The sequence below is a fragment of the Parageobacillus caldoxylosilyticus NBRC 107762 genome (assembly GCF_000632715.1).
Taxonomy (GTDB): domain Bacteria; phylum Bacillota; class Bacilli; order Bacillales; family Anoxybacillaceae; genus Saccharococcus; species Saccharococcus caldoxylosilyticus.
Genome location: NZ_BAWO01000073.1, coordinates 1 through 20,563 on the forward strand (window position 1 = coordinate 1; position 20,563 = coordinate 20,563).

Annotated in this window: 19 protein-coding genes and 2 pseudogenes; 17 read left to right on the plus strand and 4 right to left on the minus strand. The window is 36.0% G+C overall.

The features are described from left to right. Positions 1-249: 249 nt before the first annotated feature. From GCA01S_RS20270 to GCA01S_RS17160, 9 genes are all read left to right on the plus strand, one after another. Positions 250-390, plus strand: coding sequence for a hypothetical protein (locus GCA01S_RS20270; protein ID WP_155835599.1), 141 nt, complete (start codon positions 250-252; stop codon positions 388-390). A gap of 962 nt (positions 391-1,352) precedes the next feature. Further along, positions 1,353-1,766 (plus strand): BlaI/MecI/CopY family transcriptional regulator, encoded by a 414-nt coding sequence (locus GCA01S_RS17115; RefSeq protein ID WP_042411828.1) that lies wholly within the window; start codon positions 1,353-1,355, stop codon positions 1,764-1,766. A 3-nt stretch (positions 1,767-1,769) separates the two neighbouring features. Continuing rightward, positions 1,770-2,210: a M48 family metalloprotease gene (locus GCA01S_RS21105; protein ID WP_235605652.1), complete on the plus strand. Its 441-nt coding sequence runs from the start codon at positions 1,770-1,772 to the stop codon at positions 2,208-2,210. Positions 2,211-2,682: 472 nt separating this feature from the next. Beyond that, entirely contained in the window at positions 2,683-3,087 is a 405-nt protein-coding gene (locus tag GCA01S_RS17125) for a DoxX family protein (protein WP_042411830.1), read from the plus strand. A 100-nt stretch (positions 3,088-3,187) separates the two neighbouring features. Continuing rightward, on the plus strand, positions 3,188-3,901 hold the full coding sequence (locus tag GCA01S_RS17130; RefSeq protein ID WP_042411831.1) for a DsbA family protein: 714 nt from the start codon (positions 3,188-3,190) through the stop codon (positions 3,899-3,901). Continuing rightward, on the plus strand, positions 3,894-4,295 hold the full coding sequence (locus GCA01S_RS17135) for a disulfide oxidoreductase (RefSeq protein WP_042411832.1): 402 nt from the start codon (positions 3,894-3,896) through the stop codon (positions 4,293-4,295). Before GCA01S_RS17130 ends, GCA01S_RS17135 begins: the two co-directional genes overlap by 8 nt. 824 nt (positions 4,296-5,119) lie before the next feature. Continuing rightward, positions 5,120-5,560 (plus strand): ABC transporter permease, encoded by a 441-nt coding sequence (locus GCA01S_RS17150; RefSeq protein ID WP_244380718.1) that lies wholly within the window; start codon positions 5,120-5,122, stop codon positions 5,558-5,560. Positions 5,561-6,046: 486 nt separating this feature from the next. Continuing rightward, the gene (locus GCA01S_RS17155) at positions 6,047-7,021 is read left to right on the plus strand and encodes a S8 family peptidase (protein WP_017437682.1); all 975 of its coding nucleotides are present in this window, start codon (positions 6,047-6,049) and stop codon (positions 7,019-7,021) included. A gap of 517 nt (positions 7,022-7,538) precedes the next feature. Continuing rightward, positions 7,539-7,982, plus strand: a complete 444-nt coding sequence (locus tag GCA01S_RS17160; protein ID WP_017437681.1) for a hypothetical protein — start codon at positions 7,539-7,541, stop codon at positions 7,980-7,982. A gap of 287 nt (positions 7,983-8,269) precedes the next feature. Here GCA01S_RS17160 and GCA01S_RS17165 read toward each other — a convergent pair whose 3' ends face one another. Further along, complete coding sequence (locus tag GCA01S_RS17165; RefSeq protein ID WP_017437680.1) at positions 8,270-9,052, minus strand: putative hydro-lyase; 783 nt, start codon at positions 9,050-9,052, stop codon at positions 8,270-8,272. A gap of 574 nt (positions 9,053-9,626) precedes the next feature. Between GCA01S_RS17165 and GCA01S_RS17170 the strand changes: the two genes are divergently transcribed. The 4 genes from GCA01S_RS17170 to GCA01S_RS17185 all read left to right on the plus strand — a co-directional run bounded on the left by GCA01S_RS17170 (position 9,627) and on the right by GCA01S_RS17185 (position 13,524). Then, positions 9,627-10,289 (plus strand): GntR family transcriptional regulator, encoded by a 663-nt coding sequence (locus GCA01S_RS17170; RefSeq protein ID WP_017437679.1) that lies wholly within the window; start codon positions 9,627-9,629, stop codon positions 10,287-10,289. A 249-nt stretch (positions 10,290-10,538) separates the two neighbouring features. Further along, on the plus strand, positions 10,539-11,309 hold the full coding sequence (locus tag GCA01S_RS17175; RefSeq protein WP_042411839.1) for a carbon-nitrogen family hydrolase: 771 nt from the start codon (positions 10,539-10,541) through the stop codon (positions 11,307-11,309). A 158-nt stretch (positions 11,310-11,467) separates the two neighbouring features. Beyond that, on the plus strand, positions 11,468-12,766 hold the full coding sequence (locus tag GCA01S_RS17180) for an MFS transporter (RefSeq protein WP_042411840.1): 1,299 nt from the start codon (positions 11,468-11,470) through the stop codon (positions 12,764-12,766). 83 nt (positions 12,767-12,849) lie between these two features. Continuing rightward, the gene (locus GCA01S_RS17185; protein WP_042411841.1) at positions 12,850-13,524 is read left to right on the plus strand and encodes a DUF2848 family protein; all 675 of its coding nucleotides are present in this window, start codon (positions 12,850-12,852) and stop codon (positions 13,522-13,524) included. A gap of 536 nt (positions 13,525-14,060) precedes the next feature. Here GCA01S_RS17185 and GCA01S_RS17195 read toward each other — a convergent pair. Continuing rightward, positions 14,061-14,915, minus strand: a complete 855-nt coding sequence (locus GCA01S_RS17195; protein WP_042411844.1) for a LysR family transcriptional regulator — start codon at positions 14,913-14,915, stop codon at positions 14,061-14,063. Between the two features lie 123 nt (positions 14,916-15,038). Between GCA01S_RS17195 and GCA01S_RS17200 the strand changes: the two genes are divergently transcribed. The 4 genes and pseudogenes from GCA01S_RS17200 to GCA01S_RS17215 all read left to right on the plus strand — a co-directional run bounded on the left by GCA01S_RS17200 (position 15,039) and on the right by GCA01S_RS17215 (position 19,348). Further along, positions 15,039-16,466, plus strand: a complete 1,428-nt coding sequence (locus GCA01S_RS17200) for an NAD-dependent succinate-semialdehyde dehydrogenase (protein ID WP_042411847.1) — start codon at positions 15,039-15,041, stop codon at positions 16,464-16,466. A gap of 43 nt (positions 16,467-16,509) precedes the next feature. Next, positions 16,510-17,019: an FUSC family protein gene (locus GCA01S_RS17205; protein WP_042411848.1), complete on the plus strand. Its 510-nt coding sequence runs from the start codon at positions 16,510-16,512 to the stop codon at positions 17,017-17,019. Between the two features lie 992 nt (positions 17,020-18,011). Further along, positions 18,012-18,218: pseudogene (locus tag GCA01S_RS17210) on the plus strand (tyrosine-type recombinase/integrase); the annotation flags it as partial. A 344-nt stretch (positions 18,219-18,562) separates the two neighbouring features. Continuing rightward, entirely contained in the window at positions 18,563-19,348 is a 786-nt protein-coding gene (locus GCA01S_RS17215; RefSeq protein WP_042411852.1) for an enoyl-CoA hydratase-related protein, read from the plus strand. A gap of 274 nt (positions 19,349-19,622) precedes the next feature. Here the strand turns inward: GCA01S_RS17215 and GCA01S_RS21110 are convergent. Beyond that, positions 19,623-20,055: pseudogene (locus GCA01S_RS21110) on the minus strand (DDE-type integrase/transposase/recombinase); the annotation flags it as partial. Between the two features lie 22 nt (positions 20,056-20,077). After that, positions 20,078-20,563, minus strand: a 486-nt coding sequence (locus tag GCA01S_RS17220; RefSeq protein ID WP_155835600.1) for an APC family permease, incomplete at its 5' end; no start/stop codon positions are given.

Consider the following 20,563-nt stretch of genomic DNA (forward strand, 5'->3'; position numbering starts at 1 on the left):
CAGGAATGCTCCTTGTTTACAATTGTAGTTTTTTCTAATTTCGGGAGGGTTATGCAAAGGGATTGTAAAATAGAGGTATATGGAAAAGGGTTGCCGATAGAAGCCGACCATTTGCAAGGATGCTTATATAGCATAGCGAAAAAAAGACCAATCTTCCATGCGATTTACGCGAATTTAAAAGTATACGAACAACTTTTAAACGCATAAATTACCCACCTCATGGCGCAAACTACCTATGAGGTGAAAAAGATGAGAGAAAAAGAGCAATATTTCCCAGGTAGCGTTGTCGATATTAAAGACGAAGGAGAAGAATCAGCGGAGACCTATAAAAATTCTCTTTCGCAGGAGTTGGCAGAAGCGATACGGCGGGAAGAAGAGAAAAGTGATTGAGCGAAATTTCATGAAAAAACCTCTTCGGGTTGCGCTGAAGAGGTTTTCACGTTTTTGCTAATATGTAAATCGGAAATGACACTGGAAAATGGTGTGATATACCAACGTTTTTACCCATTATCATTCCTCATTCGCGCCCAAAATCGTACATTCATTCACACGGCAACCATCATGTCCTTCTATACAAAAGGATCAAGGTATGAATTTACTTGTTCATTTAACGGGGATCATTAGTAGATGAGCTGAACCCACTGCCGTGACACGATGATAAGAAGCAGGAACTAGATGATTATGCATCTCACTACTACCTTTTAAGTCTTTCGTTTGTGGGATATGAAAAAGCTGACTACTCATGGCACATACCATTTCTTCTGCGTATAGACTTCGCTGTAACAAAATTAAAATTTGTGTCCATGAATTAACTCGATACAAATAGTTAAAATGCAAAAAAATCAACTCCTTTTTGATAAAATAGAACTCCCTATCTTCATTTTTATGAATAAAACTCGAAGTTAATGTAAATTTGTGTGAAATAAAATGATGACTTCTCCATATTGTTTATCTTTCTTCATCCATGATAAATAATTATCTCGATGACGAATGCCTAATTCCTCCGCCATTACAACGACTGATCCCTCGTTCTCTAGCACTCATCGAATTGCTTCTAGTTTAATTTTTTCTGATGATGATATGCTATTTCCCCATACATTCTAGCTGTCGAGATAACATTGTGTCATTGCACGGACACTGTTCGAAGATGGAGAAGATACTTAAGAATGACATGCAAAACAGGGATGAGATGTTAAGTTATCAATAAATAGAATGAAATTTATACATGCTATACTCATATTTTTTAGGGATCTTTCTGACCAGTTGCCTTTTTCTGTTGGGCTGTTTCTAGGATGAATCCTTGACTCCATAAACACCTTACACTGCAATGGTTAGTGTGAGGTGTTTCTACGATGAAAATACAAAAATTCAAATTTAATGAGAGGGGTTTGAACCGCTTTTTTGGTCCGCTTGAAGCAAAGATTATGGATGTTTTGTGGAACGGGGCGGAAATGAGTATTAAAGATGTTCAACGGGTGCTAGAAAGAGAAAAGCCTGTTAATTTTAATACGGTTATGACAGTAATGAATCGATTAGTCGAAAAGGGAATTCTGCAAAAAAGAGTAGAAGGCAGAACCTCTTTATATCAACCTGTCCTTTCAAAAGAGGAGTTTTTTGACATACAATCGAAAGAATTGGCTCATGAGCTCATTGACGAATTCGGTTCTCTCGTTGTGAATCATATGTTGGATGCATTAGAAGAAGTGAATCAGGAGCTTATTGAAAAGTTGGAGCAAAAAATAAAAGAATTAAAAAAGGAAAGATAATGTATGTCGAAAAATCGGTCAAGAGTGATTTTTATAATGTGTACATGTATTGCGGGAACCATTCTTTTTCAAATGGGAATGTACGTGCTGTATGTTTTGTTGGGCTGGGACCCAAAGTTTAACCTTATTCAAGTATGCCACAGTGTGGCAAGGTCTCTTGGATTGTCTTCAGTGGAATACATGTTAGATGCTCTAGTTTTTTATACTGTATTTTTATCTATCTGGGAGATTGGAAAGCAGCTTTTTGCAGCTAACAAAATTGATAAAAGGCTTGCTGTATACCGACACGAACAGCTGACTCAGGAAATCAATCGTAAATACAACGAGGGAAATCAAGATTTTACGGTAATATCTTGCCTAGCTCCAATCGCGGTTACAATGGGATTTCTAAATCCCAAAATTATACTTTCAACAGGGTCTGTTCAATCTTCTGGATACAAATGAGTTAGAGTCGGCCATTTATCACGAGTTGTATCATAAAAAACATAGGGCCCCTTTAAAAATATTTTTTATTGTCCCTGTTTGCTTCGATTATGTGGTATATTCCGATTTTAAAGTGGTTTCACCAAAAGTATAAAATCATAAGAGAAGTTTTAGCTGATCACTATGCCATCAATAGGCAGGGAACTCCAATGGATTTAGGCAGTGCCTTATTAAAGATGTTGAAAACAGTTAATCGAGCAAACATGCCTTTTTCATATGTCTTGTTTGCAGATGCATCAGCCAATTACAGGATTAAATATATACTTGACCCTCAAACTGAAATTCCTTTAAAGCTTCCGTTTATGCTAACCATTACGTCCATCTATGTATTTTTAATGTTATGTATTTTGTTTCTCATTACTTTATTTTAAATTTTTTAATGAATTACACTACATAATGTAGTTTATAGTAAAGAAAAAGAGGTGGAAATAAAATGATTAAAAACTTAGAATTAGGCTCTTTCATTATCCGTCTAGTGTTAGGTATAATTTTTTTGGTTCATGGATTTACGAAATTTCAAGGCGGTATCGAAAATACGGCAGGCTTTTTTAGTAGCATAGGATTACCTGGATTTTTGGCTTATCTAGTAGGGGAAGTTGAACTGATTGGCGGAATTCTTTTAATACTTGGTTTAGGAACACGAATCATTGCGGGTGCCTTTGCCGCAATTATGGTAGGAGCGATCTTTACGGTAAAACTGAAGAGTGGTTTTGTTGGAGGATATGAATTCGAATTGGCCTTGCTAGCTATGTCTTTACACCTTTTGTTTAGCGGTAATCAGTTCTTTGCGATGGATAATGTATTCGTGCGTCGCAAATCCGAAAGTCAGAGTACGTAATTTTACCAATCTTTCATTATTGTTTGTTCCAGAATAAATTTTTAGGTTTTGTGATTACCTTATGCATGGTCTTGAAAAAGTATCCGAAGGAGGTAAATACGTGTCAAAGTCGAAGAAAAACAAGAAAAAATCAATATCTACATCCAATCCATTATCCAAATGGATTGTCTGGGTTGTTGGTTTATTTAGTGTATGTGTTGTGCTCGGTATCATTTTTTGGGGGAATTTATCTAAAAAAGAAACAGCCATTGATTATGAAGGTCAGCCTTACTTAGGAAAGGAATCAGCTCCAGTTAAAATTGTCGAGTTCGGCGATTATAAATGCCCGGTTTGTAAGAACTTTAACGAATCGTTCTTTCCTCTGATTGAGAAGGAATTCATTGAAACGGGTAAAGCTAAATTTTATTTTATGAACTATTCGTTTATCAATGTAGACTCTATTCGTGCCGCCCAATTTGCAGAAGCGGTCTATCAAGAACTTGGAAACGATACATTCTGGAAATTCCATGAACTTTTATATAGCAAGCAGCCGGAAGATACGAAATATGAAAAAATGGATATTTTTACAGAATCCTTCCTTGAAGACACTTTAAAAGAAGTTGCCAGCGATAAGGAAACGGAAAAAGTGGTGAAAGCCTTCAAAGAAAACCAGTCTAAAGACGCTTGGGAAAAAGATATGTCTTATGCAAATAAACTGGGGGTTACTGGGACACCAACATTATTTATTAATGGAAAACAGTTTGAAGGAAAAACATTTGAGGATTTTAAAGAGATGGTAGAAGAAGCGGCAAAGGAGAAGCGTAGCAATGAATAAGCCGTTGATTTTTGCTTGGATTACAGCCATCATAGCTACATTAGGAAGCCTGTTTTTTAGCGAGGTTATACACTTTGTCCCTTGTACTCTTTGTTGGTACCAGCGAATTTTAATGTACCCGTTGGCGATTTTGCTTGCAATCGCCCTCTACCGTAACGATCCAGCCATTTATAAGTATGTGCTTCCCTTTTCTATCATAGGAATGATCGTGTCAAGTTACCATTACGGCCTGCAAAAAATTCCTTTTCTAAAGAAATTTGAAATGTGTACAAGTGGAGTTCCATGTTCGGGACAATATATTAACTGGCTGGGATTTATTACGATTCCTTTATTGGCATTCATCGCTTTTACCATTATTACGATCATGATGCTAATACTTCGGAAACAATCTTAATTAGGAAATAGTTCAATAAAAAACGAATCAAATGCAAAAGGGGCTGAACCAAAAGCACTTTATGTGCCTTTTGGAGTCAGCCCCTTTCTTTTTGAACCGGTACTTGATAATTAAAACCTTATATGAATACGTTGATGATAATACGAGTGCCGGTTTTTTGTGTCTTCTTGAGGGAGACAATCATACTTATTCCATGAAGTGCATAAATCTTGTAGGAGTAAATATTTTGATAGTAATAGATATTCTTTTCGGATTATTCAATATGATTAGTTGAGTGGATCGATTACTCTTACCCTAAATAACCATTATAAATGATCAATTATCACATATTGATAAACAAGGAGGTAGCTATGGGACAGATCCGGGCTGCACGAGGAAATACTCTTCGTTGTAAAGGATGGCGGCAAGAGGGATAGCTCCATTTGCGGATAACGAGAGTGCTAGGTTAGCAAATAAGTATATACCGTTTCAAGGATTATCGGAACGCCGGATGGGTTGGACACGGTGATCGGACGTGGAGAAGAAAAAACGCGGGATTAATCATGGATGATGTAAAAGCGGCAGTCATAGTTGTGGATGATGCCTATGAACAACGCCCTAATTACCACCTTGTCTGTGAAAACGGGTAAACTCGTGCGGGTAGAAGACATTCAGATAGGAATGGAGATTGCCGTTTTATCGATTAGCAAAGAAATATATCCCCCTGAGCTCCAACGTTCGCGACGCTATGTTATATCCGGAAATAGAGCAATCATTTGGGATTTCCATGACTTAAAAACCCGGATTGCTACCTACAAACGGCGCAATGGAGGTAATGGTAACGGATGGAACTGATCAATCAGGTATTCCAGTATGTAGTGGAAAATCGAGATCGTTTTTTGGACGCAGTGATGGTTCATATCAAATTAAGCGCGTTTGCTTTGCTTTTCAGTATGCTGCTTTGTGTTCCCTTAGGAATATTATGTGCAAAAAATTCAAAAGTCCAAACATCCGTGATGAACGTTGTCAATTCTTTGCGAGTGATCCCGAGTTTGGCGATTCTCGTAATCGTTATTCCATTTTTAGGAACAGGATTTACTCCGGCGTTGGTGGCGCTAACCGTATTGGCGTGTCCTCCTGTTTTAATTAACACGTTTCTTGGGTTTCGATGCATCAATCCTGCTGTGCTGGAGGCCGCTTCGGGCATGGGAATGGAAAAATGTCAAGTTTTAACTAAAATTGAATTTCCTTTAGCATTGCCAATCATCAGTTTAATGTTAGTCTAGATGATAGACATAACGAATGGGGAGATGTAGAGGGAGGAGGCTTTCAGGGAATTAACCGCTGTGCCGGCGATGATTGATTTTTAACCTTGCGACATTGTCAAGATTAATAATCAGCAACATTTATTTATTGGAAAAAATAGGTCATATGACATAGATAAAGTTTTAAACGTAAAACTTGTTTACTTGGGAGAATACCTGATCGACATGATCCAATCAAAGAAAAGATAACTGATAGACTGAAAAATTTGATGACATTTTCGTTTGGATTACGGAGGAAGAATTTTCATTCCATAGTTTATATATTTTTCTAAAATATGTAAATTTATATAACTTTTGGTTTATAAATCAAATCGCCAAAAAACCATACTAAAGAATCTATTTTGTGGGACATGTTTATGATAAAATTTACAGAAAGTTCAGATTGTTCATTTGGTTTTTGGTGGAGTTGTACCTGTTTTAGCCATTTCATTTTTAGGAGGGATTAGTATGGAAAATACTGTTCGTTTGATTCCGTTTAAGATTGAAGAAAAGCTTGATAATGTAAAGGAAATCCCTGAAGGCGTCAATATGGTACAAGCACCTGAGATTTGGAAAGAAGGTATAAAAGGCAAAGACGTTGTGATTGCTGTCATTGATACTGGATGTGATAAAAATCATCCTGATTTAAAAGATAGAATTATTGGCGGTAGAAACTTCACCACAGATGATAACGGTGATGTTGATAATTATTCAGATTATAACGGTCACGGAACACATGTGGCTGGAACGATCGCCGCAACAGAAAATGGACAAGGTGTAGTCGGTGTTGCCCCTGAAGCAAAACTATTAATTTTAAAAGTGTTGGTAAATGATCCAAACAATCCGGAGTTAGCAACTGGTAAATATGAATGGATTGTGAATGCAATTAACTACGCTGTAGATCAAAAAGTAGATATTATCTCCATGTCATTAGGTGGTCCTTCCGATGTGCCGGAATTACACCAAGCTGTGAAAAGAGCTGTTGAAAACAATATTTTAGTAGTATGTGCTGCAGGGAATGAAGGAGACGGAAATGAAAGAACGGAAGAGCTTTCCTATCCAGCAGCCTACAATGAAGTTATTTCAGTTGGAGCCGTCAGCCTCGATGGCCAAATATCTCGATTTACCAATTCCAATAAGGAAATTGATGTTGTAGCACCAGGGGAAAAAATTCTTTCCACCATTCCGGGCGGAAAATTCGCCGTTTTTAGTGGTACATCGATGGCAACTCCTCATGTTTCGGGAGCTTTGGCTTTAATCAAGCAATTATCTGAAAAAGAATTTGGACGAAAGCTTACAGAACCTGAACTCTATGCTCAATTAATCAAACGTACAATGCCGCTAGGCTTTTCAAAAGCATTGGAAGGAAACGGGCTCGTTTACTTAACGGCACCGAATCTTTTAGGTAAACATGATAAAAAACCACAAGTCTCAAGCATATAAAACATTTGAATGAACTATGATATCCACATAAAGAAGAGTGTTGCTGTAAGTAAGATGAAAGTAATGACAACAACTTTTTCATCTGTTAAACCTCCTTCCTTTGTTTGAAAAGGAAGGAATTTTTTTGTGAAGGCGGGTAGAAGGGCGCGGAACGAAGTGGAGCATACGAAGTATCAAGCGATTCGTTGACAGTTTACGGGAAGCCCAATAACTTAGCAAGTCTTAAAAACTGTGCTCTTTAGGCTTAGTTAGCCGATTTTCCCCAAGCCGAAGAGCACAATCCCTTTATGCGCCTAACAAACAAAAAATTATAATGGGGGGATGCAAAGAAGGAGCAGAGGTAAAAGAATAAAACGCATTTTTTCATGCAACGGCCTAAAAATGCGCCAAGCCAAACTTCTACCCAATGTAACTGACCTGAAAAAAGGGGAGAAAAATGCTCCTAAAGTCCGTTTCCATTTTTATGAAAACGAGTATATTTAAGGGTATAAAATAACTTGGAGAAAGGGGTTATATGATGAAAAAGGTATTCCTCTTTTCCTTTATCGTTTTGTTCTCCTTCTTAATGAATTTCCATTCTGATGTTTATGCTGTAACCCTTAAAGACAAAAGTACCATTATTTTTGATGGTGCTCCTGATGGTAAAGTCTATACAACTAGAAAAGTATGGGTTCCTAAAGGTGGGTATCTAGGGGTATATGGCCATAATAACAATTCTGATCTAGGACATACTTGGTTATATTTTAGAGTTTATAGAGATGACGGAACAGACGTTACTGATCAATTTTGGCGAGAAGATCCTGATTGGGGTTATTTTCTCAATGAAGAAGAAATAGTAAATAAACGAGTTGGTCCAATTAAAGAAGGACATAGTTATTATATCTGGGCACAATGTGAATTTAGATGGGCTCCAATTGGAACGGGTTGCGACGGGACTTTCACTATTAGTAGTTGGTATTAAGGAATTTGGTGCAAATTATCATACTAATTTGCATCTGTTGTTAGATTGTTAGTGAAAAAGAAAACGGCACATTGGTAGCATCAGTTGACGATAATAAAACTATGGTAAACTATTCGTTATAATTGTATTATACGCAATTTAAACTCATCCCCCTTGAAACATCAAGGGGGATGAGTTCGTTCTATCTTTGAGGAGTTTGGATGTTACAACAATGCCGCAGAACATTTTTCTGCGGCATTTTTTACACGTAATGATGTCAAGGCCGATCAATTTTATGTTACTGATTGTTATAGGATTGCAAAGAACTCATCTTTTAAATCTGATACAAACATATGTCCTGGTGCATGAGTAATCATAAATTTACAATTACTCTCGATTGCTACGGCTTGTGGCGTCACTCCACAAGCCCAAAATACAGGTACTTCTCCTTCTTTAATAGTAACAGGATCTCCAAAATCTGGTTTATCTAAATTGTATATGCCAATATCTTCTGGTCTTCCTATATGAACTGGCGCGCCATGTACAGCCGGAAACCGAGATGTGATTTGAACAGATTTAATTGCATCTTTTGGAGTCATTGGTCTCATACTTACTACCATATTTCCATGAAAGCGTCCTGCAGGAACACAAGGAATGTTTGTTTTATACATAGGTACATTTCTTTGTTCTTCAATATGTCGTATACTTATTCCATGCTTTATTAGAGCATTTTCAAATGTAAAACTACAACCAATAAGAAATGCTACAAAATCGTCTCGCCATATATCAACTATATCTGTTACTTCCTTTATAAATCTCCCGTTTTGATAAATTCTGTACTTTGGTAAATCGGTACGGATATCTGCATGAGAAGCAATGGTTTTTAGTATAGGGTCTCCTACATCTGTAACCTCTAGTAGCGGGCAGGGTTTTGGATTACGTTGGCAAAATAACAAAAAATCAAAAGCGTCTTCTTTTGGAAGTATAACAAGATTTGCTTGTGTATATCCCGGAGCTATTCCAGAAGTTGGTTTATCCCACTTTTTTTGTTTTACCATTTCACGAAATTCTTTTGGAGTAAGTTCTTTCATTTCGCCCCACCTTTATCCTGTTATTGATTAATTAATCCATGTATCCGTGATTTAAGTTATATAATGATGTCTAAGTAAATTGTTAACATTAGCAATAACGAATAAAATCGTAGCTGGCTACATCATACATCGTTCCCATACTACTTTACGGAAAATTCAAAAATATTTTACCACTCCATGATGTTCAAGTCATCTCATATGCTTGTTAATAAATGATATAACTATCCATCAGGCAGATTCTGTTGATCGGAGGAAAAAGACCGTTTTAGCTATTTTGCAAAAAAACTGTTTGTATAAAGTATAATGACTAATCGTCGTTGTGATTCCCATTCTTCTGTAAAATACCTTCCAACCAGGAATAAGAAAAGTGGCTTCCTCGGAAGTTGACCAGGGGCTGATCGGAATTTGAAGAAATTCAACAATCTAACCTTTGAGTAAAACAGGATATAAAATATTTCGAAAATTATAAATCATCAATTGATTAATGCATCCTGTATTATGTATAATGTATACATAGTACACCATTTAATATAACCCTATATTCTCTTTTATAACGGTAAAGGATGATGAAGTAATGGGGCGTATTAAATTAGAGCCAATTAAAGAAAAAACTACACAAGAAATGGTTTATAGACAAATTATGGAAGCTATATTAAATGGTGATATTGGCAATGAAGAAATTTTTACAGAAGTTCAATTGGCAGAATTATTAAATACATCAAGAACCCCTGTAAGAGGGGCTGTACAAAATTTAGTCAAAGAAGGGCTGCTTGTACCTATCCCTCGAAAGGGATTGACTATAAGAAAAATAACACCTGATGAACAAGAGGAAATCTTTATATTAAGAAGTGCAATTGAAGTGGAAGTAATCAAAAAACTGATCGAAATCAACCCTTCTCCAACCAAACTTCAGTTACTTAAAAACATTGTTCAGGAACAAAAAAAAGCCATGGAAAACGATGATAATATTAGATTCATTGATTTAGACCAAGAATTTCATCTTTCATTAGCAAGATTGGCCAACTATAAACTAATGGAACAAGTTTTAAATAATCTTCATAATCTTACTCAATTGATGGGCTTAAAGGCAGTCAGTCGAAAAGGAAGAATGAAGGATGTATTAATGGAACACAATCAAATTATTAAAGCAATAGAGGATAGAGATTCAGGACTAGCATCAAAATTTATTTTGGATCATCTACGTAAAACTAAAGAAACATTAAAATTATGTAGGTAGTAATTGAAAAGGGGATTCCTTTCAGATTATGGATTAAATCATGCTACTCAAAATTTTAGTTAATGGGAAAACATAAAAAATTAGATGCACAGATTTATGTGTTTATTGGAGGAATCCATCTTCATGTGAGTGTTTTTTAAGCAAAAAGGAAAGCCCTAACTATGTTTTTATGTACAAAGTAAAAACGATTGTAACTGATGAAAAACATTACCGAATATGAAACTATTACTGGAATTGGGGGATTTTTAAATGAAAGTAGCATCTATTCAAGTTGAAATTAAAGATGGAGAAACGAAAGAAGAGAGAATTATCCGAGTAGGCCAGAAATTAGATGAGCTTGAGGGTTATGATCTGATTATTCTTCCTGAAATTTGGGCAACAGGTTATTTTTCATTTGACAATTATATTAAAGAAGCTGAAACAATCAATGGCTCTTTCGTGCAGTTTTTTTCCGAAAAAGCAAGAAAACTAGGTGCATATGTACATGCTGGGAGTTTTGTTGAGAAGGAAGGGAGCAAATATTATAACACAAGTGTTTTATTTAACAGAGAAGGGAAGCTTATTGGTAAAAGTCGGAAAATTCACTTATTTCGCTATGGTTCGGCAGAAGGAGAAATATTAACACCCGGGGAAAAACCAATTGTGGTTCAAACAGAATTCGGAAAAGTTGGACTTTCAACTTGTTATGATTTGCGTTTTCCTGAATTATATCGTTCACAAGTAGACCAAGGAGCGAAAATTTTTCTTGTCACATCTGCTTGGCCGCATCAGAGATTAGAGCATTGGAAAATACTTAATGTAGTTCGAGCGCTTGAAAATCAATGTTTCTTGATTTCTAGCAATTGTGTAGGAACGACAAGGAATGTCCTCATGGGTGGTCATAGTCAAGTTGTTGATCCTTGGGGTACAGTGATTGCTTCTGCAGGTGAATTTGAAACTATAGTTAAAACTGAAATCAATCTTGATCAGATTGATTATATACGCGAGATGTTCCCACAACTAAAACATCGAGTATTATAACATCATTTCACATAAAAATAAGATTTTTGCAACTCATGAAATCTTCTTACATAAATGGAGGTGACAAATATGGAATTAGAAAAATGGATAAGTCAATCAAAGAGCTAAGATTTTAATAACGATTTTTTCAATACGTAAATGTGATTGGGGGAACATTGATGATTAAAGTTACTGATAGGACAGTCCAAATTGATCACAAGAAGCAACAAAAAATTGCTGGTATTTCTAGTGTATTAGGATCAACTATAGAATGGTATGATTTTTTCCTTTACGGAACAATGGCTGCAATTATATTTCCACAGCTATTTTTCTCTCAACAAGATCCATATGTTGCTACTTTATTAACTTTTTCAACTTATGCCATCGGTTATCTTGCAAGACCGTTAGGAGCAATTTTATTTGGGCATTTTGGAGATAAAATTGGCAGAAAAATTTCCCTAATAGCAACATTATTAATAATGGGAACAGTGACAGTTCTTATAGGATTATTACCAGGATATGAAAAAATAGGTTTGCTTTCCCCTATTTTACTTACACTATTAAGATTTATACAAGGATTTGCTATTGGAGGGGAATGGCCAGGGTCTGTTCTTGTTTCAATGGAGTGGGGAACTAATAAAAATAGAGGTTTTATGGCCACTTTGCCTCAAATTGGCGTGCCTCTTGGCTTAATATTAGGAACTGCAGTAACATCCCTTTTTATTTCGATTTCTGGCGATAATTTTCAAACATGGGGTTGGAGAGTACCGTTTATTCTTAGCATAGTTTTAGTACTTGTAGGATTATTGATTAGATTTAATTTATTGGAAACTCCTTCGTTCCAAAAGGTCCTTGATGAAAAAAAGTTGCCAAAACTTCCTGTTGTTTCGATATTTAAATATTATCCTAAACAAGTGTTATCCGCAGTTTTTTCAAATGTTAGCAGCGATATTGCTTTTGGAGTATTTGCATTTTATACTACGACTTACGGAATTACATATTTAGGTCTAAATAAATCCATTTTCGTTAATGCAACACTTGTGGGTGCAATTATAGCAGTGTTTACAATCTTTTTAACTGGATATATTAGCGATAAGATAAGCCCTAAAAAAATACTCGGATTTGGTAATATACTACTTATTCTATGGGCTTTACCATATTTCTATTTGCTAAATACCAAAAATACAGGATTAATTTTCCTGGCTGTTATTATTGCATTAGTCATTCACGCTACCATGTGGGCGCCATTGGCTCCAGTTATTGCTTCTAGTTTTCCTGCACATCTTAGATATAGTGGCTCAGCTATTAGTTTTATGTTAAGAAGCATGATTGGAGGTGGATTTGCTCCATTAATTTCTACCTATCTTCTTAATAAGTTTCATAGTGGTTACGCGATTAGTGTTTATATTATTTTAGCAGCAGTAATATCATTATTTGCACTAAGATATGTGGATATTAAATATCAAAAGGAAGATTAGTAATATTAGCAATTCATTTCTTTAAATTTTGATAAATAAAAAATATGTGAATGATATTTAGGCATAAAGAAAGGAAAAGTCCTATGAGGCATAATGAATATACAGTAAAGATAGGTTCAGAATTAAAAACCTTGATTATTAATACTTGCTATTGTATTGGATATTCGGGGAGAAACAAAGAGCATATATTAAGTCATATAAAGGAACTAATGGCTTTAGGTGTACCTAAGCCAAAAGAGATTCCTGAACTTTATCCAATGAGAAAAAGTAGCATCACCCAAGAATCCGTGATTGATGTACTAGGAGATCAAACAACAGGAGAAGTAGAAATTGTATTGATTTTTGGGGAATCAGAAGATGAAATTTATGTTACAGTAGGAAGTGACCATACGGATAGAGCATTGGAGACAGTAGATATTCATAAATCCAAATTAGTATGTGATAAACCATTTGCAACAACAGTGTGGTCTTTGCAAGATGTCATCGATCACTGGGACGATTTAGAATTAGTTTCTTATATTAAAGAAGGAAATGATTGGGGGCTTTATCAAAAAAGTTCAGTTAAGTCAATACTTCCAGTTAATGAAATTATTCGCTTTTTAAAAAACAAAAATGTAATACTTAGAAATTGTATTGTTTTCTGTGGAACAGTCCCATTAATAAATGGTTTTAAGTACGCAAATAGTTATCTTATGAAGATTATTGATCCTGTCCTAGAAAATACCATTTCATTTCAATATCAGACGAATAAATTATAAATACCTCAATTGAAAAGTGTTGTCATGATGTAGGGAAGTACCATATTAAATAATCGTGCCTTTTATATTTTCTATAATGAGAGTGATTTGCTTTTTTGAATTTTTTAGTAAGTATGGGTTTTTCTAAGATCGTAAACTCTTTTCATCCCGTGCTTTTTAAAAATTAGAGTCTCCTTTCAGTTAGGAAAGGAGACTCTTAGACTGTTGGCAAAATAAAATTTTGTTCCAATGGGAAAATGGCGCTTGCAATGCTGGAATATACACCATTTCCGAGTAATCTAGATTGTGGGCACAATGATGCCAAGAAACACAGGAGGGGTTGTCATCATCAGCGATGCAGAGATCTATATGCATCACATACACGTCCCTCCACTACAACGAAATGAAACCAGTATTGGGCAGCGAGAAGCGTATCCCCACTGTCCTATATTACATAGGTTTAAGAAATAAAGTTAGAAAGCGTGTCGAAAAATATTTTTTTAACACCTCTGAAACGGTTACAACCGTTGATATATCAACATTTATAAAGGGAGGTATTAATTAAAAAATAAGGTAAATAACAATTTTCCGATATCTGGATTTCGTGCAATAAGTGAGATCTGTCTCTTTACGTTGAAATCTGCAATTGGAAGAACCTTAATAATTGATCGATCTATATTATGGGTAAAAATTTCTGGAAGAATAGATATGCCTAAATTTGCTGAGATAAACCCTATAATACTTTGACCAAAGTCAATTTCAGAAGCAATATTCAGTTGAGAATGATGAAGTCTATATGCTTCTTCTATTAACATGCGAACATCGCATGAAGAAGGGAGAACAACAAGGGGTTCATTTTTGAAATCCTTAAAATAAATTATATCTTCATGCTTAGCCAGTGGGTGGAGATGATTGACAAACAAATAAAAAGGTTCTTTAAAAAGTGGTTTAGACCAGTATGAATGTTGAATTTCTCGATCATCTAATAGTGCAGCATCGATGTCTCCGGAATGTAGGTTATTTAAAATATCATAAAAGCCATAAGAAATTTTAACACTCACTTCCCGGTTATGCTCCTTAGCAGTAGCTAATTTATATGGGAGATAAAAGCTGGCAATACTTGGCCACGTTCCAATTTTAATTTCTGATGTTTCTTGTGTAGATAGGATCTTTCTCTGTATAGAGCGAATTTTATGTAAAACAGGTTCAATTTCTCTAAATAATATATCCCCAGCTTCTGTTAATTCTACTCCTTTTGCAGAACGTGTAAATAAAGTGGCTCCCAGATCTTCTTCTAATTTTCTAATTTGTTTGCTTAATGCTGGCTGTGTCATATGAAGTTGCTCACTAGCTTTTGTTAAGCTTTTTGTCTTCGCTGTTACCAAGAAAGCCTCTAGCCATTCTGTTCTCATTTTTATCCCCCATAACTTTTTGTTATACCCCTAGTATATAAAGGAAGTACTCCTAATGCAAAAATCATGATAGTCTGTGAATGAGTTCAAAACAACAGCAGTTTATTTAAGGAGGACAATCCTATGTTTCCAAACAGAATGTATGTGAATGGACAGTGGATGGATGCAAAAGAAACCATTGATGTCATCAATCCAGCTACAAAGGAGATCATCGGAACCGTTCCAAACGGCGGTAAGAAAGAAGCGAAAATGGCAGTAGATGCAGCATACACTGCTTTCAAGGAGTGGTCTAAAAAGACTGCCGAAGAGCGTAGTAAACTTCTATTAAAATGGTATTACTTAATTGAAGAACATACGGATGAGCTAGCGGAAATCATAACCACTGAACAAGGAAAACCTCTTTCCGAAGCAAAAGCAGAAATTTCCTATGCCAATAGCTATATCTCTTGGTTTGCTGAAGAAGCAAAACGAATTTATGGAGAAACTATTCCAGCATCTTCTCCTAATAAACGTATTATAGTAAAAAAACAGCCTGTAGGTGTTATTGCAGCCATCACTCCATGGAATTTTCCAGCAGCTATGATTACACGAAAAATTGCACCAGCTCTTGCCGCTGGTTGTACAACAGTTTTGAAACCATCTGAAGAGACACCTTTCACTGCTTTGAAACTGGTAGAACTTGCTGAGCAAGCCGGGATTCCAAAGGGAGTCATTAATATTGTAACAGGCGATCCTGAACCAATTGTAGATGTATGGCAAAAGGATGAACGTGTACGCAAGCTCACTTTTACCGGCTCTACACGTGTGGGGAAAATTTTAATGCGTGGGGCTGCTGACACTGTGAAAAAATTATCCCTCGAATTAGGGGGGCATGCTCCGTTTATTGTAACAGCCAATGCAGATATAGAGAAAGCTGTAGAGGGCGTTATAGCTTCTAAATTTAGAAATGCCGGCCAAACATGTATATGCACAAACCGCATTTTTGTAGAAGAAGTGATTGCTGAAGAATTTTCTAAAAAACTAGCAGAAAAAGCGGCAAAATTGAAAGTGGGTAATGGGTTCGAAGAGGGCGTAGATATAGGCCCACTCATTAACGAGGCAGCAGTTCGTAAAGTACAGGCACAAATTGAAGACGCTAAACAAAAAGGAGCTAAAATCCTTGTAGGAGGCAACTCCATAAAAGAAGAAGAAGGCTTTTTTATGGAACCAACTGTTATTATTAATGCTACTGACGATATGGACTGTATGAATGAGGAAACATTTGGGCCACTTGCTCCTATCACAACATTTAAAACAGTGGAAGAAGCTATTGAACGTGCTAATAACAGTCCTTATGGATTGGCTGCTTACGTATTTACAGAGAATATTAAAGAGGCTGTTTATATAACAGAGGCATTAGAATATGGAATTATAGGTTTAAATGATGGTTCCCCTTCGGCTGCACAAGCACCATTCGGTGGATTTAAAGAAAGTGGGATGGGGCGTGAAGGCAGCCATTATGGAATGGAAGACTATCTAGAGATTAAGTATATTTCACTCGGATTGAAATAATTGACCTAATAATAACAAAAAGGATAATAACGGGGAAATACCTATGAACACCAAAGTATTGATAAAACATCTTAGTAGAGGATTAAATCGTGTAGGAATCACCTTACAAACTTTTAAAATATCACTAGCAGCAGGAATTTCGTGGTGGCTAGCGAATTTCATTACTCCCCATTTGTATCCTTTTATTGCTCCGTTAACAGCCGTTTTAATTACTAATACAACTTTTGAAAAAGCTGTAACCAAAGCGATGAATCGTTTTTTAGGGGTTGTAGGTGGAGTGGCATGCAGTCTGTTTATTTCTCAGTGGATCATGCCGTCAGGAATAGCAGTCTTTCTGAGTATTTTTGTAGGGATGGCAATTGCGAACGCTCTCAAACTTCATCCAGACAGTATCTCACAAATAGGCGTAACTGTCGTAATGGTTTTGGCTTTTTTACATTCGGGAGGTTATGAATGGGCGCGCATAATGGAGACAGTCATAGGATCAGTCGTTGCCATTTTTGTTACTATTTTTCCACCTAACAGGAGAGCTGGTAATTATGATACCCCTTGATCTTGGCTTGGTGCAAATGTTCCACTAACAGGGAACGTTAGTGGAACAATACATACAAAAAAGACCGATTTATTTGGTTTTACCCCTGTCAAGCAGACAGTTATAAAAAAGACTATGCAACCATTGTGTTTCGGTATTCCACTGAAGCACAATGGTTGAGTTTTTCTGAAATCGTTCGTGATGATAAAACTATATGTAGTTGTTGATGACTTGAATAGAGTTCTTGTTCTGTTTTACACGGAGAAAAATACAACTATTTATTAAAAACAAAAGATAATTCTTATTTATCTTTTGTTTGCTGTTAAACCATTTTTTCTAATGAACAATGTAATAAAACCGAAACAAGCGTTCGTTCCTTATAGAAAAATTTTCTAAAATGTGATATAATAAAAGCGCAATAGTACGGAAAACTCAAGGGTGGTCGGCATTCTACCCCTATAGAAAGGGGGTGGTGCCGTTGACAGTATTCGAATCATTGATGTTTGCGATAACTTTCGCAGGTCTGATCGTTTCGATACTGTCATATCATCAAAAGAAGTAATCCACCCTTGAGTTGACGACGACTGGGTGGATTATTTTCTGCCTACTGTCCGATCCCCTTGAAGGGAACCGTCTATTGCACGACCGAGGGTGTTGCCGCACCTTCGGTCTTATTTATTTTATATGTACTTTCTATATATATTATACATCATCAATATTAGTGTGTGCAAAATGCAAATTAATATAAACTAATATTTTATGCTGCTTTTCTTGCAACTATTCATTAAATAATTGAAAAAATAAAAATGAACTTTGTGTATAAACACTCCTTTGCCTCTTCCTCGCTTCACCTGTTTGGACTAGATAACTTGAAACTTCTCTAACGGCTAATACCTATCAGGATGAAGGATTGGGTCCGGTCTTAATTGCAGCAACGGATTGCGCTGAAAATCATGAAAATTAATGCCTTCTCGAATCCATTTCTTTCGCTTTTTGAGGCATTCAGCGAACCGATTGAAGGCGACAGCCTGCTAAACAAAAAGCTTACGCTCCATATATTCCGACATACGTTTTGTAAGTGGATGTTCATTAGTGACGGACAACGAATTGAGAAAGCACGGAGGCTTGCCGGCCATAGCAATATCGCCACTACGTCTCGACATTTAAAAGACAGTTATAGTGATTTGGCAGATGCTGTGGAGGCGTTGCCGAAGTTCTAACAAAGTTGGTTGTGCGTAGGTGTCGTAGGCGTCACCGATAACATTCAGATGATTCAGTACGACCATAGTATCTTTGAATCCATCTTCGAGTATTGTCATGGCTTTTGGCGTTGCCAGCACTTGCTCGAGTCAAAGGCGGTCAAATCTCAATTTGTTTTGTTGCCAAATGAAAATACCTTACCGTTTTTGATTAATTAAGCAACTTCACTAACGATAAGAGTCTGCTTTTTTCAGAAAAACCAACGTAAAATAAAAAATATTATTTATATTCTGATTATTGATTGACAAATGAAAAATAATTATGTTATTTATAAGCATAACAACAAGTAACAGGAGGGGAAAACATGGAATTTTTGTCTGTTCGGAAAAATGAGGATATTGCCTATGTAACATTACAAAATCCAAGAGAGTTTAACGCTTTATCATTAAAATTGCTCCAAGAATTAGACTCTTTTCTTCAAGAGGTTACTGAAAAAAGAGAAGTAAAGGTCGTTGTGATTGAAGGATCTACAAAAGCATTTTGTTCTGGCCATAGTTTACGTGAAATAGAAAATATGAGTGCACACGAAGTACTAAAACTCTTCCAGACTTGCCAACTCCTGATGAGAAGAATTAGAGAAATACCACAAATTGTTATTTCAAAGGTTGAAGGGGTAGCTGTTGCAGCTGGATGTCAATTGGTAGCTATAAGCGATATGGCTGTCGCAAGTGAAAATGCCAGATTTGGTACACCGGGTATTAACAGCGGTTTATTTTGTAGTACACCAGCAGTATTTTTAAGCCGGAATATAGGTAGAAAAAAAGCAGCCGAAATGTTGTTTACAGGGAATTTAATTTCTGCCAGAGAAGCTTTGGAACTTGGTTTGGTAAATAAGGTAGTCCCTCCAAACATGTTAGATGAGGAAACAGAAAAGTTAGCCAAAGATGTTACTAAACAAAGTTTAAATATTATTGAGATAGGTAAAAGAATGTTCTATCAACAACTTAATATGGAAGATTTCCAGGCTTTAAATTATGCAACAGAAGTCATTGCTTTAAACAGCAAACATCCTGATGCTGTAGAAGGAATTCGGGCATTCTTTGAAAAAAGAACCCCTGTATGGAATGACAAATTAACAACAAGAATTTAATTTTTAAAAAACGTTTAACGTAGTATGAATACGGCCTTTTTATTGAAATCTACCATAAGAAATGTAGATGTGGCTGATGGGGAATTAGTCTGGAAATGACAAAAGCTTTTCTTGGAAAAATGTAACTTTCATTGAGAAAAGCAATATGCTGCCAAACAGACTAATTGCGAATAAGGCAATAGTAAAAACAGTCTAAGACAAAACTTAGGCTGTTTTTATTTGGTTCCGGTGCAAAGCAATTACAAAAAATATAGGACATGAATTTCCTGCTAACTTACGGATTATGATGCGATGTGAAACAGTTTTTTACTTTAGGCTGACTTCGTCCCTTGATAAACTGGTCTTTTTTCATCGTGTGCATCGCTTTAGCACCACTTAATATGCAAGTAGCTGTTTGAAATCACTTGAATCCCAATATGGAGCGTACTCGTTTATTAATTGCAACGGTGATCCTGTTCAACGATGTTGTTTAGATGACGAATCTGTCTTATTTGGATAGCTTCAGACATCTTTTGATTGTTTTTTAGCTGTTGAATAGCTACTCGATACGCTAAATGTTTATCGACGATAAGAAACAAAAAAAGACTGCAAAGCTTTCTTTAAGAGCGCTTTGCAGCCTTTTGCTCTGTTGTTTTGCTTAAATAAAAATCAATGGTACTCCCTTCGGAACCAACTGCACGATACAAATATATCCATTGGCCTTTTATAACTTAGGATGATCCTGTTTTTTTAGTTTGCTTTTTTCATCATATGCGCTTGCTCTTGGTATGAATCTTTTTTGCGCTTCGTTCTATAGATAAAATAAATACTTAAGCCTATCATCATCCAAACGCAGAAATACAACCATGTTTCAAGTGCAAGGCGAGTCATTAAGAAGATACAACACGCAATCGTCAAAATTGGAAGATATGGAACAAGCGGTGCCTTAAATCCTCTTTGCAGATTTGGATGGGTTTTGCGCAGCACAATAACGGATAAGGCAACCATCACAAATGTTAACAAAGCACCAATATTGACTAAGTTGGACAAAACTCTCAAATCAATAAATCCAGCAATTGCTGCTCCAGTAAATCCTGCAATCCATGTCGAAAAAACAGGTGCTTGAGAGTGTGAATGAACCACTGAGAACGGTTTTGGCAGTAAACGATCGCGGCTCATAGAGAACAGAACGCGCACAGTTGCGTAAAGATAAACAAATATAACTGTTGTAATGCC